General features: G+C 67.2%; 12 protein-coding genes. 5 read left to right on the forward strand and 7 right to left on the reverse strand.

All coding sequences use genetic code 11. The features are described 5' to 3' along the window. On the forward strand, nucleotides 1-2302 hold a 2302-nt coding region (locus SX243_21160; protein MDY7095494.1), incomplete at its 5' end, for a S9 family peptidase. Between the two features lie 212 nt (nucleotides 2303-2514). On the opposite strand, the gene SX243_21165 is transcribed toward SX243_21160, so the two are convergent. Next, nucleotides 2515-2703 carry a CPXCG motif-containing cysteine-rich protein gene (locus SX243_21165; protein MDY7095495.1) on the reverse strand — a complete coding sequence of 63 codons (189 nt, stop codon included), beginning with the start codon at nucleotides 2701-2703 and terminating at the stop codon, nucleotides 2515-2517. A gap of 9 nt (nucleotides 2704-2712) precedes the next feature. Continuing rightward, complete coding sequence (locus SX243_21170; protein MDY7095496.1) at nucleotides 2713-4293, reverse strand: PDZ domain-containing protein; 1581 nt, start codon at nucleotides 4291-4293, stop codon at nucleotides 2713-2715. Nucleotides 4294-4836: 543 nt separating this feature from the next. On the opposite strand from SX243_21170, the gene SX243_21175 reads away from it, so the two are divergent. Next, entirely contained in the window at nucleotides 4837-5940 is a 1104-nt protein-coding gene (locus tag SX243_21175; protein MDY7095497.1) for a VWA domain-containing protein, read from the forward strand. A gap of 34 nt (nucleotides 5941-5974) precedes the next feature. Here the strand turns inward: SX243_21175 and SX243_21180 are convergent, their stop codons facing one another. Beyond that, nucleotides 5975-8284, reverse strand: coding sequence for an SIR2 family protein (locus tag SX243_21180; GenBank protein MDY7095498.1), 2310 nt, complete (start codon nucleotides 8282-8284; stop codon nucleotides 5975-5977). Nucleotides 8285-8641: 357 nt separating this feature from the next. Here SX243_21180 and SX243_21185 point away from each other — a divergent pair, with 357 nt between their 5' ends. Further along, the gene (locus tag SX243_21185; protein MDY7095499.1) at nucleotides 8642-9034 is read left to right on the forward strand and encodes a DUF3224 domain-containing protein; all 393 of its coding nucleotides are present in this window, start codon (nucleotides 8642-8644) and stop codon (nucleotides 9032-9034) included. A 69-nt stretch (nucleotides 9035-9103) separates the two neighbouring features. On the opposite strand, the gene SX243_21190 is transcribed toward SX243_21185, so the two are convergent. Beyond that, on the reverse strand, nucleotides 9104-10615 hold the full coding sequence (locus SX243_21190; GenBank protein ID MDY7095500.1) for a Vps62-related protein: 1512 nt from the start codon (nucleotides 10613-10615) through the stop codon (nucleotides 9104-9106). A gap of 199 nt (nucleotides 10616-10814) precedes the next feature. On the opposite strand from SX243_21190, the gene SX243_21195 reads away from it, so the two are divergent. Together SX243_21195 and SX243_21200 are read left to right on the forward strand one after the other, a co-directional pair. Continuing rightward, nucleotides 10815-11114, forward strand: a complete 300-nt coding sequence (locus tag SX243_21195) for a type II toxin-antitoxin system RelE/ParE family toxin (protein ID MDY7095501.1) — start codon at nucleotides 10815-10817, stop codon at nucleotides 11112-11114. A gap of 15 nt (nucleotides 11115-11129) precedes the next feature. Further along, the gene (locus SX243_21200) at nucleotides 11130-11438 is read left to right on the forward strand and encodes a HigA family addiction module antitoxin (protein ID MDY7095502.1); all 309 of its coding nucleotides are present in this window, start codon (nucleotides 11130-11132) and stop codon (nucleotides 11436-11438) included. Here SX243_21200 and SX243_21205 read toward each other — a convergent pair. The 3 genes from SX243_21205 to SX243_21215 all read right to left on the reverse strand — a co-directional run. Then, nucleotides 11423-11836 carry a PIN domain-containing protein gene (locus SX243_21205; protein ID MDY7095503.1) on the reverse strand — a complete coding sequence of 138 codons (414 nt, stop codon included), beginning with the start codon at nucleotides 11834-11836 and terminating at the stop codon, nucleotides 11423-11425. The genes SX243_21200 and SX243_21205 overlap by 16 nt on opposite strands. Before the next feature lie 3 nt (nucleotides 11837-11839). Beyond that, nucleotides 11840-12133 (reverse strand): hypothetical protein, encoded by a 294-nt coding sequence (locus tag SX243_21210; GenBank protein MDY7095504.1) that lies wholly within the window; start codon nucleotides 12131-12133, stop codon nucleotides 11840-11842. After that, on the reverse strand, nucleotides 12130-12957 hold an 828-nt coding region (locus SX243_21215), incomplete at its 5' end, for a hypothetical protein (GenBank protein MDY7095505.1). The genes SX243_21210 and SX243_21215, both read right to left, overlap by 4 nt.

The raw sequence follows: 12957 nt of genomic DNA on the forward strand, positions 1-12957 counted from the left end.
GGCGACTACCTCCCCTGAACCACCCCAACCCCGGCGGGAACCACCCACGCCCACCCGCACCACCTGGCACCTGGCACCTGTCCGGCTCTTCCTCGATGGAGAGCAAGTCGCGCAGCGCTCCCGGTCCACCGGAGGCGACGACAACGGCGAGGCCGAGGATGAGCAGGATGGGATGGAGCCGCTGAAGGCCAAGCTCTCTTTGACCCCCGGTAAGCATCTTTTGTTGGTGATGGCGGTGCTGGAACCGGGCAACCAAGACTCCCAGCCGCTGAAGACGACGCTCTCGGCGCCGGAAGGGGTGGTGACGACGAGCCTGGAGGCACAGCGCTCCCTGGCTCTGGAGGATGTGCTGGACGTCACCACGGTGGAGAATCTCGCCCTCTCTGCCGACGGCAGCCACCTGGCGGTGACCCTGACCCGGCCGGCGGCGCCGTCGCCGGACTCGGAGACCTGGGTCGAGATCCGCGACGCCGAGGGGCGGGTGGTGAGCACGCTGCGAGGCGGCGAGGGAAGCTTGGTGTGGGCACCGGAAGGGCTGCGCTATGGCTACGTGGTGCGCGACGAGGAGGAGGCCGATCTTTGGATCGCCGAGGTCGGCGGGGAGACCCGGAGGGTGCTCGAAGACGTAGAGCGGTTCACCGGCTACGTCTGGATGCCCGACGGCAGCGGGCTGATCTATGGACAGTCCGACGAGCAGGAGGAAGACGAGCGCAGCTTCAAGCGCTATCGGGGTCCCAACGATCGCTGGCCGGGGTGGCGGGAGCTGGGCGCGCTCTACCATCTGTCCTTGGAGGACCCCGGCAACGGCGTGCGCCGTCGGCTCACCGCCGGCGGGGAGTCGGTGAGCCTGGAGGACGTGGCCCCCTCCGGCGAGCATCTGCTGGTCCGAAAGGACATCTACGACGCGACCAGCTGGCCCTTCACCCGGGCAGATCTCTATGAGATGGATCTGGCGACCCTGGAACCGCGCAAGCTCCAGCGGGTGACCTGGTTCGGCTCGGCCCGCTACAGCCCGGACGGTGATCAGATCCTCATCGACGCCGGACCGTCGGGCTTCGGAGAGGACGGTCGGGACACCACCCTCGGCGAGGGTCCGGTGAATGAGTATGACTCGCAGCTCTATCTCCTCGACCGGGGGACACTGGCGGTGGATCCCATCAGCCGCGACTTCGATCCGTCGGTCTTGACCTCGGCGTGGACGGCGGCGGGCGACGTCGTGGTCCACGCTCAGGATCAGGACCGGGCTCAGCTCTTCGTCTATCGTTCCGCGGAGCGGCGATTCGATGCGTTGGAGACCGGAGTGGACGTGGTCCAAGGATTCGCCGTGGCGCGGCAGAGCGGCGCGGTAGCCTACCGCGGCAGCTCGCCGCAGAAGCCGGAGCGGGTGTTACTGCACCCCGGGACGACGGACGGTGAAGCCCAGCTGCTCTTCCGGTTGAGCCCGGAGCGCTATGAGGACGTGAAACTGGGGCGGGTGGAAGATTGGGATTTCGACAGTGAGGAGGCCGGCACCATCGTGGGGCGGGTTTATTATCCGCCGGATTTCGATCCCCAGAAGCGCTATCCGCTCTTGGTCTATTACTACGGCGGCGCCCTGCCGACGGACCGCACTTTCGGCGGGCGCTATCCGAAGGAGGTGTGGGCCGCCAACGGCTACGTGGTCTATGTGCTCCAGCCCAGCGGCGCCACGGGCTTCGGGCAGGATTTTTCCACCCGCCATGTGAACGATTGGGGCATCACGGTGGCGGACGAGATCATCGAGGGGACGCGGCGGTTCTTGGATGCCCACGAGTTTGTGGATCCGGAGCGGGTAGGCTGCCTGGGTGCCTCCTACGGCGGCTTCATGACCATGCTGCTGCAGACCCGAACGGATTTGTTCAGCGCCGCCGTCGCCCACGCCGGCATCAGCTCCATCGCCGGGTATTGGGGGCAAGGCTGGTGGGGGTATCTGTACAGCGCCGTGGCGGCGGCGGAGAGCTATCCGTGGAACAACCCGGAGCTCTTCGTGGGGCAGAGCCCGCTCTTCGCGGCGGACAAGATCAACACCCCGCTGCTCCTCCTCCACGGTGATGCCGACACCAACGTGCCGCCGGGGCAGAGTCATCAGCTCTACACGGCCTTGAAGATTCTGGGCAAGGAGGTGGAGCTGCTGACCTTCGACGGCGAAAACCACCGCATCATGGACCGCGACCGCCGCGAGCTCTGGAGCCGTGCCATCATCGCGTGGTTCGACCGCTACCTCAAAGACCAGCCCGAATACTGGGAGCACCTCATGGGCACCGAGGAGGAGCCCAAGGGATAGCCTCGGTGCCGCTGGGCGCGGCAAGGTAGTTGCCAGAGATCCGCAGTTGGTACCCACTTGTTGGATTCTTCCTGGGAGCGCCGCCATCTTGCCGGCCTCTGGGGGGCTCTGAGCGAGGGACCGTTCTCGCGGCTGGTGGGGAATGGTGGTGCGGGCGTTGGTGAGGAAGCGATCGGGGGTGGTGCCGTGCTCGGGGACGGGGCGGGCGAGGTCTAAAGAGCTTCCACCGTCACTTCCGGCACTCCACCGGAGCGCCCCAGCACCGTCACCTGCCAGGGATTGCAGCACACCTCGCAATCCTGCACCCAGGACCCCCGGCTCTCCGCTTCGATCAGGATCTCGAGCGCTTCAAAACAATGGGGGCAGGTCACCGTGACCAGCGTGCCCATGGCATCTACCATTTCCAAGATTCACTCCTCCGCAGCCTTGCTGCCTGGCTCGCTGCCCAGCTCAAGGGCTAGCTCGGCGACGAACAACATCGTCCGGTCACCGTCTCGCCAGGCCCAGCGTAGCAGGGTCTCCGCATCGGGCTCGACGGTGTCACTGAAGACCTGGCGACCGTTGACCTCCACCACCACCGGCTGAGAGAGGTCCACCTCGTCCGGGGAGAGCAGCAAGCGCAGGGCGCGGACGCCTTCGGTTTGGAGGGCGAAGTGATTCCCCGAACGTTCGGCGATCACCCGGCCGGAAGGCTCCTTGTGGGGATAGAGGAGATTGTCGGCGGTGGGTGGGGGATAGCGCAGGGTGAGCTGCAAGCGTTCGCTCTCCCGTTCGATCTCCGCCGGTACCACCGCGCCCACGGGTAGCGGCTTCAGGGCGGCGACCAAGCCTTCCAGAGTGGGCGTCGGCGTGTCGTTGATGGAGATCAGCACGTCTCCGGGGCGGATGCCCGCCCGCTGCGCCACCGAACCCTCGTGCACCGACTGCACCCGCACCGCGTCGCGGGTTTCGAGATCCGCTTCCAAGCCCAGCACCAAGCCCTGACGGGGATTCCAGGCGTTGGCATCGGGGATCGGGCTCTCTCCGGGGATGGATCCCAGGCGGTCGATGATCAGCCAGGAGATGCGACCGGAGGCGTCCGGATCTGCCGTCTCCCATTGCAGCCGATCCGGCAGCGGATCGCGAGGATGCTTCAGCGCCCAACGGTTGATGGCGGGGGTCTCGCTAGCGTACCAATCCATGGTGTGGCCGCTGTCGTGTTGAACGCTGAAGAGGATTTCCGCGCCGCTCTTCCGAAAATGCTCGACGAAGGGCTGCACCGAGTCGGCGGGGTAGAGCGGATCCTGGCCACCGTTGACCACATAGAACGGCCGGTTGGCCAGGTTGAAGGGGTGGATCTCTCCCTCGACATCCGCCTTGGGGTTGGCCAGCAGGCCGGGATGGCCGATGCAGGCGAGGAAGGCGGCGTAGGGGGTCGGGTCCTTCATGGCGAAGTACCAGGTGCCGGTGCCGCCGTCGGAGACGCCGCCCATCACCACCCGGTTCTCGTCCACGTTGTAGGTCCGCCGCACCTGCGCCAGGATCCCCGCCACCGCCTCCAGCTGACTGTGCTCCCACCACAGCGACTCGTACCAGCCCGCCGGGTAGACCCGCAGCACTCCGGGCTCCTCCGGCGCTCCCGGCGCCGCGCCCCAGGAACCGTCCACCGCTCCCAGCGGCCGGTTGACGCCGCCGTGGAGGACGATGCGCAGGGGATAGCGCTGCTGGGGGTCGTAGGAAGCGGGCACCACCAGCAGATAGGGGTGCCGTTGGGAGTCGTGGTTCACCTGCCAGCCCAGCTGGCGGCCGGTAGGGACCTTGGCGGAGTAGGGCCGCCCGGCCCGCAGCGCCGGCAGCAGCTCCGCCACCGGGACCTGCGCCTGGAGCAGCTTCTGGATCGCCTTGCGCCCCTGACGCTCCGACCGGGCATCCCAGAAGTTCTCCAGGTCCACGGCCAGGGTGGGCGCCGAAAGGAATAGGAGGGCGAGCAGCGAGAGGAATCTTCGGTACATGCCGTTATCTACGGCTGGAGTCGCGGCGGGGTTCAGGGAAACAGTCCTTGAGAACCGACAAGCAAGAACCAACAAGTGGGTCCCCCCTGCGGACTTTCCCCCAACCCCTCCCCGAGCACAGCACCACACGGATCAACTCTTTACCCATGACCGCGCAGCCACTCCCGGTGTGCGGGAGGGTGCGGGTTCCGAGGATGGGCGTCTTCGCCCACCGCAGGACCCGACTCCCGACCTGACGCGCCATCGGTCTTCGGCTCAGAATCCTCCGAAGCCGGCAGGGTGCCGGCACTCCCAGGGAGGAAACCAACAAGAACCAACAAGTGGGTCCCCCCTGCGGGAGTCGCCGATGCGAGCCGCCCAAAGGCCTTTGTTTGCAGGCGATCAACAAGCCATCAACAATTGGGTCCCGCGGGTTGGGGGCGGGGGCGGAATGTCACGGGGCGGGGTTTGGTTGTGGAGGATGACGTTCACCGGATGAGGCTGTGTGTGCCCGGAGCGGGGGTCGCTCGGAGGCGCACGCGGAGCCTAGACAAGGAGTTGTCCATGCTCGCCGTCGATTCTCTTCGTGCTAGCCGCGCGCTGCTCGTGGTTTTCCTGTTCCTGCTCTGGAGCCCTGGATTCGTGGAGGCTCAGGCTCCCCAGCCGAAGAAGCCCAGCGCCGCCTTTGGCGAGGAGATGGAGGTTTCGGAAGTGCTGTTGGACGTCCTGGTCACCGACGAGGACGGCAACGTGGTCTTCGGATTGGGGCCGGACGACTTCGTCATCGAGGAGGAAGGCAACGAGCTGGCGCCCGAATCGGTGACCTTCTACAGCAACCGGCGGTTCCTGGAGATGGCGGCGCCGGAAGGGGTGTCGGTGGATCGGGTGCCGGAGGATCGCTACTTCGTCGTCCTCCTCTACAACCCGCCCACCGCCGATTCCCGCTCGTCCCAGCTCTTCTTCCGCCTCGCCGACGCCAGCCGCCGAGCGGCCCGTTGGGCCTACGAGGAGCTGCTGCCCAACGATTGGGTGGCGGTGATGAGCTATGACAGCGGCCTGCGCCTGCACCAGGACTTCACCACCGACCGCAAGGCCATCGACCGCGCCCTGCGCCGCGCCGCCGCGGGCAAGAAGCCGGAAGGGCAGTGGAAGTCCCGCTCGGGTTCGGAAGGCGGCGGGCCGTCGCTGGAGCATCTACCGGTGGACAAGGAGCTGATGCAGAGCACTCCGACCATCTATGCCGGGCTGACCGTGTTGGCGGAGGCGCTGGGGGAGATCCGCGGGCGCAAGAACCTGATCCTCTTCGGAATGGATTTCCCCAGCCAGCTGTCGGTGGTTTCCGGCCCCACCGATCCGGTGCGCTATCCGCCCATGATGCAGGAGCTCAACGCCTCCAATGTGGCGGTGCACACCATCGCCCTGGCCAATCGGGTGGACCAGGAGACTCTCTATCAGCTGGCGGAGGACACCGGCGGGATCCACGATTGGAATTTCCCCGATTTCTCCGTACCCCTGCGCGGTATTGCCAAGCAGAACAATGGCTACTACCTGCTCAGCTACCGCTCCGCCCATCCGCGCAACGACTCCGGTTACCAGGAGGTGGAGATTCGCACCGTCAACCCCGAGTTCGAAGTGCTGGCCCGGGGAGGCTATCTCTACGGTCAGTGACGCGGGGCGAAGGAGGCTCTCCCCGCAGCGACCCTCAGCTGCCGACCCGCCAGCGCAGGTCGAGATAGCCGGAGAGGGCATAGAGCAGCCCCGTGGGATCGTAGGAGGAGTCGCCGGGGGGCGCCGCGGGGCGCGCGTGGCGCAGGGCCTCGGCGACGGGGAGGCCTTCCAGCAGGCCGTGGTGGAGGGCGATACCCACCTCTGCGGCCACGGCGTCGGAGACCGATCCGTAGGTACCCACCACCGCCCCGACCCCCGCGGCCAGCGCCGTTTCTGAGAACCCGTCCCGGCCGACCCGCTGAGCCGGCACCTCGGCATGGCCTTCGGCGCCCGCTACCGTGGCGGTGATCTGCGGCGGGATGAAGGCGCTGTAGTGGGTGTTGAGCACCAGCAGCGCCGGCGGCCGGCGGCCCAGGAAATAGCGTAGCTCGCTGGCCCGCAGCCGCTGATCGTCGGCCAGCAGGAGGTAGGCTTCCTGCTCGTCGAACCAGCCGTGACCGGCGAAGTGGACGATGTCCGAGGTTCCTCGCTGAAGCTCTCCCACCAGGGCTTCGCTGGTGGCCCGGCGGCCTTCCAGCAGCCGGCAATGGGACCCCGCTTCCTCATAGGCCTCGGCGATGACGTGGGCCTCGTCCCGGGCCCCCGGCAGATTGCCGGAGGGGTCGGCCAGGAGGAGCACCGAGGGCGGTCCGTCGATGCGCGGCCGGCCGCGGGCGCGGTCGGTGATGGCCACCGGCGCTCGGCCCATGGCCAGGCGCTGGGCCAGCTCCCGCTCGTCGCCCTCCAGCCGCACCCACTCCCACGGCCAGCGGGCCAGCTCCGGCGAGGTTTCCAGCCGCAGCAGGGACCCTTCCTCCAGCACGTCCAGGGCGCGGCGCACCCGCGGATCCAACAGCTCCGCCAGCCGTTCGCTGCATCGTCTCAGGAAGCGGCGAGCCTCGGCGGAAGTCCAGTCGACGGCGTGGCGCAGGTCGTCCAGCACGTGCTCCATGCGGCGGGCGGAGACGTCGCCGGAGACGCTCTCCCCGTCACCGGTGAAGCGGCTGTGAATGCGGCCCTCGGCGAGGTGGAGGCTGAGATTCGAGTGCTCCAGCACCTGCGGCACCGGCGCCGCGCTGCGCCGTCCGTCGATGCCCTCGCCGGGCGACGCTGGAGCTTCGGGGGGTGGTCCCAGGGAGGTTCCTCCGCGGGTGCCCGAGGGGGGAGGCGGCGGGGTGTCGGTGGAGGGCCCGGATCCGTAGTGATCGGCGGGGGGCATCTCTCCTTCTGCGCCGTACCCCGACCCTTTCCTCGGGGCTCGGATCTCCACCGATCCATCCCACTCTTCCTCGAACCCGCCTCCGTCCAGGTCCCCCGCGTCCCAGTCCCCGGCTTCCAAGTCATCCGACTCCAAGTCCCCGGCCCCCAAGTCTCCTGCTTCCCAATCCCCGGCCTCCAAGTCATACCGTCCGCCCATGGCGCCGGAGCGCGTCGCCTCCGGCTGCCCTCCCGCGGCCAGCGCCTTGAGAAAGCGCAGCACCTGGTGGTGCGGGCCGTCCCGGTGCCCCGGCTCCGTGGCGTAGGGCAGAACCTTGATGCTGGCGCTCTTCCACAGCACGTCTCGCTGGATCGATCCCAGGCCGCTCATCAGTGCGTAGCGCGGCGGTACGTTGCCGTCGAAGACGGTGAGCTGCTGGTCCAGGAGCAGCCGGAAGTCGGGATCCTGGAGGGAGTAGCCGATGAAGAGGATCGAGTGGGTCAGGAGGATGGCGGAGAAGACCTCGGCGAAGGCCGGATTGGCGTGGATCACCTCCCGGTAGTCGCGGGCGGTGAGCACCAGGGTCTCCTCCCGGTCGAGATCGCCGTGGGCCTTGAGCACGAAGGGGCGGCGCTCAAAGAGCAGGGAGCCCAGGCTGCTGCGGTCCTCGTGGGTGAGCACCCGCGGCACTGTCTTGCCCATCTGCGCGAAGGAGTTCTCCAGCAACGCGTCGTAGTTGGTGGTGACGATGCCGGCGAAGGGCAGGTTCACCAGCAGGCGATGGGGCGCCGGGACCTCGTCGGAGTCCGGCTGGAGGGTGTTGCGCAGGATCTCGTGGAAGCGATAACTGCCCAGGCCGTCGCGGCAATACTCCGCCACCTGCAGATAGTTGCCGTCGTCCCGCAGCCGTCCCAGCTCGCGGGCCTCCCGGCCGTCGGGGTCGTCTTCGGTGAGCTCCTGGCAGAGAATCTCCAGCAGCGCGTTCCACGACGGCATGCCGCTCCACGCCGACAAGCCGGCGCCGACGAAGAGCACGCACCGTCCCTCGGCGAGGTATTCTAGGAGCGCGGCGGGGGGCTTGACGGCTGAAAGTTTGGCGTCGGGCATCCACTACTCCGCACCCAGGCCGGTGCGGTCCTTGAAGGTTGGTCCAATAGTTGGCGAGAGTATAAGCGCTGGCGAGCCCGACAGCGACCTTTCGTCAACACGAAAATACCTCCCCGTGGCAACCCGAAGCCTTGACGCCCCATGTTCCTCATTTCTCGGAGACCTTGATCGATGCATCTGCCGCCCCGCAATCTCGCCGCTGCCGGACTCTCACTCGTCGTTTTCCTGCTCGTTCCCCTCTTGTTGGTTGCTGGGGCGAGCCCCGCTGGCGGGCAGGAAACTGGAACCGAGGAGCCCGTAGCGACCCAAGAGCCCATGCCTCATCAGGAGAGCCAGACCCATCAGGAGAGAAAGACCATGAGCCGAGCCGAAGGAACGTTCGAAGTGCAGCTGACGCCGCAGGAGGAGGGAGCGGGGGAGCCCGGTGGTGAGCCGGGACGCATGGTCCTCGACAAGACCTTCCAGGGCGACCTGGAGGCGAGCAGCCGCGGCCAGATGCTCACCGCCATGACCACCACGCCGGGCTCGGCGGGTTATGTGGCGATGGAGCAGGTCACCGGCAAGCTCGGCGGCCGCGAGGGCAGTTTCGTGCTCCAGCACAGCGGCATCATGACCGAGGGCCAGCAGCAGCTCTCCATCGAGGTCGTCCCGCGCTCCGGCAGCGGCGAGCTCGAAGGCCTCACCGGCACCATGGAGATCCGCATCGAAGACGGGCAGCACTTCTACGTCTTCGAGTACTCGCTGCCCTGATCGCTGAGAGGGAGCGGCCCCGGGCGAGGCGGTGACGCCGCCGCCCGGGGACCTTGCGACGCGCTCTCCTTACTCTTCGACCCCGAACCACTTGTCCTTCACAGCCGGTCCGAAGGGACCGCTGGAACCGCTCCGCCATTCTTCACCGACCTCTCCCCAGCGGCCGTTGTATGTGTTCCATCCGGCACCGGGGAGGGGGACGCTCTGTTCGCCCAGGTTGACCATGCGGTCCTGGCAATCCCAGATCGGCCCCAGCAGGGTGGTGTAGTCGGTTCGGAAGAAGTCGTAGGGATGCATCCCGTTGGCGATGAAGCTGGCGTGGGAGTCTACTGCCGAGTAGACCACCGGATGGCCCTGGTCGGTGCAGCGCAGGTCCGACCAATCATGCCACTCGCCGCCTTCGTGGGCCGCCAGGTAGACCGCCAAGGGCTCCAGAGTGGAGGCGTCCAGGCGCACCGTCATGTGCTCCCAATCGCCTTCGTGGGCGGAGCCGGCGGTGCCGTCGAACTCACCGTTGTAGGGGTAGAAGAACCAATACTGGACATCCAGCTGTCCCGCCGGCACGTTGTTCCAGGTCGCGGCGGGGAAGACGTGGGCGTAGCAGGTCCAGTCCTCGGGAGTGCTGCCGTGGCGGGTCAAGCTTTCCTCGCTGTCGTTGGGGATCTGGAGGAAGAAACTCGATTCGCTGATGCCGCTGGAACTTTCCAAAGCGCTGTCGTGGCTGCAGATAGGAGCGCCGTAACCGCTGCTCTGATGGGTTTGGGTCACGAGGCTGGCGGCGGTGACGGAACCCTTGTTGAGGATCTGGTGGTCAGGGCACGAAGCGCCGTGATGGAAGCGCATGTGCACCCGGTCCAGGTACCACTCGACGCTGGAAGGGCGCTGAGGATCGTTGAGATGCAGCCGCACCCGCGGCGCGAAGCGTTGCATGAGGATGTGCTCGAGCCCGTCGGTGAGTCCGTCGCTGTCGTAGTCGGCGGTGCCGTTGGGGTAGCAGGGACCTTGCCCCAGGGCCTGCCAGCCGCCGCCGGTGCATTGGTAGTACTGATTGTCGTCACCGCACACGGTCATGCCGCAATAGGTGGAGGTGGTGGGGATGGGAATGCCCTGGGGATCCACGGGATCGTAGTAGAAGCCGCCGGAGCAAGAGCAGGCGCCAGCGTCGTACTCGCAGCCTTTGCCGGCCTCTCCTTGTCCGCAGGGCCCGCCGCCGATGCCGTGCCAGCCGCTGGGGCGACATTCGTAGAGGTTCTCGTCCAGACCGCAGACCTGCATGCCGCAGAAGGTTGCGTCGGAGCTCACCACCGTGCCGTCGTAGGAAGTGCCACCGCTACAAGCACAGCGGTCCGGCGGCGTCCCGCAAGGCCCACCGCCGATAGCCTGCCAGCCACCGGAGGTGCATTCGTAGTACTGATCATCGGCGCCGCAGACTTGGTACCCGCAGTAGGTCTCCGCGGGGTCGATGGGATTGCCGTGGTAGTCGGAGCCGTAGTAGCAGGTACAGCTCTGGCCCGCTGCTGGTAGGGCGAGGGCGAAGGTGAAGATCAGGGCAAGACAGCTTAGAAAGAAAATACGCGACATCAAGGAATCCTCCAAAGAGACGAAAGCGAATTCACCCGTGCAGGCGAGCTGCGCAGGTGGCGAAGAGGGACGGTGGATGCCCTTGGTCAGGTCAGAAGATAGGAGGCCCGGATACGCTAGCACAACGATGATCTGTTGTGTCGAGCCGGGCGTAGCGTGTCACCCTCAGGTAGCATGGGGTCCGTGCTACCATGTCTGCATGATCCGGTCGTTCGCAGGCTCCGGGACAGAAGACGTTTTTCATGGCCGGAACACCAAAGGAGCCCGTAAGGCCTGCCCGCGGCAGCTCTGGAGGATCGCCGCTCGCAAGCTGGATCAGCTGGATTCTGTAGTTGTCCTGGACGAGCTTCGAGTTCCCCCCGGAAACCGGTTGGAAGCACTCCGGGGAGATCGGAGCGGCCAGTACAGCATCCGGATCAACGAGCAGTTCCGGCTCTGCTTCCAATGGACTGACGAAGGTCCCAGCCATGTCGAGATCGTTGACTACCACCGGGGATGAGAGAGAGGCCATCCGATGATTCTGGTACCCACCCACCGAGAACCCACCCACCCAGGCGAGATGCTCCGCGAGGAGTTCCTGGAGCCCATGCACCTCACTCAGCGCGAGCTGGCGGACGCGATCCATGTGCCTTATCAGCGAGTCAACGAGTTGGTGAATCGGAAGCGCGGGATCACTCCGTCCACGGCCCTACGGCTGGCCAAGTTCTTCGATATGACCGCGGACTTCTGGCTCAATCTCCAGCTGCGCTGGGATCTCTATCACGCTCAGCGGAGGGAAGCCGAAGCTCTGAGCAGAATCCAGGCGGTTCAGCGAGCTGGCTGACCATCCTTCGTCGGGCGCTCATAGGGCGCTTCGATCTGCAGCCCGGAGAGGGCGCGGTAGTGCTCCTGGTTGAAGGTCAGGAGGGTGGCGGAGGCGGTGAGGGCGCAGGCGGCGATGAGGGCGTCCAGGAGGCCGAGGTGGTGGGAGGCGTGGAGCTCGCGGAAGTCGCCCAGGGCGCGGTTGCAGGCGTCCTCGGAGGGCCACAGGATGGGCAGCGGCTCGATGAGCTTGCGCACCGCCTGGAGACTCTTCTCGTCCGCGGCGTCCTGGATCAGCTCCATGGCCACATAGCCCGGCACCGCCGGCAGCTCCTCTAGACCCTCGAACCATTCGATGGCAGCGCTGTGGCCCGCCAGGAGGTCGAAGAGAACGTCGGAATCGAGGAGCTGTAGGGACATGACCTAATCCTTCGCCGTCTGTTGGGCGGAGTTGCGGTGATCGTTGGTGTTGCGAAGCTCGGCGGCGTGGGCCGCGGCGTCGGTGATGTCCCGCCGCGAGCCGAGCACCTCCTCCCGCCGCCAATAGGCCACCACCTCCGCGCCGGTGCGCGGCCGCTGGACCCTCGCTGACGGCTCCTCCAGCAGCCGCAGGGCGTATTCCTCGAGGGATAGGCCGAGCTTGCGGGCCTCCGAGGTCAGCCGCCCTTCGAGCTGTGGTGACAGATTCAAGCGCAGAGTCGAGACCTGGGGGCTCATGGGGCGCCTCCCGGCCTCCAGCCCTGTTCCGGCTGGAGGTAGACGATGAACAGCGCCTGCCGTGCCTGGGTGCGGGAGGAGTTCTCGAATAGAGCCCAGACCACCGTGCCGTGGTCGGTCTTGATCAAGCCCGGGTGACCGCTCCACCGGGCCTCGCCCAGGCTGCACTCCTCACCGGCCTGGCAGTCTCCGCCGTCGTTGGCGTCGCGGACGGCGTAGCGGTAGCCGGTGTATTTGGTTTCCGGCGGCAGGCTCACCGCCAGCAGCTGGCAGCTGGCCGCGGGGTCCAGATAGGGAGCGATCTCCGCCGGCACGGTGTCGGAGAAGGCCAGGGGGGCCGGGTCGCTGGCCAGGTTCGGGCCGGCGGCTTCCGCCATGTCCCGCAGCGCCTGCTCCAGGTCTCGGGTGTTGCGCGGGCAGCCGGCGCCGCCGGCGGCGGTGTTGCGCTCGTGGGTCAGGGCCCACTCGCCGGTCTTGCAGCCGGGGCAGCTGGCCTCGGTGAAGGAGCGCAGCTCGGAGCGCCCCGGGGAAGGGATCATGGCCGGCGCCGGGGGAGCGGGGGGCTCGGGGACCATGGGCTGCGCTGGCGCTGCCTCCGACTCCTCGGCTTGGGCTGGCTCTTCGGGCCGAGTGGGCGGCGGCGTTGGCACGGCTTCGGGCTCGCCAGCCTCGGCCATGGCCCCTTCGGTTGCGGGCTCGGGCGCAGGGACCGGAGCCGCCTCGCTTGGCGCCTCGTCGGGCATCTCGTCCGGTGTCTCGGTCGGGGGCTCGGGCGCTGGCGGCGGGGTCGGCGCGGGCTTGACCGGTTCGGGCATAGGTTCCGG

The organism is Acidobacteriota bacterium (assembly GCA_034211275.1).
In the GTDB taxonomy this organism is placed as follows: domain Bacteria; phylum Acidobacteriota; class Thermoanaerobaculia; order Multivoradales; family JAHZIX01; genus JAGQSE01.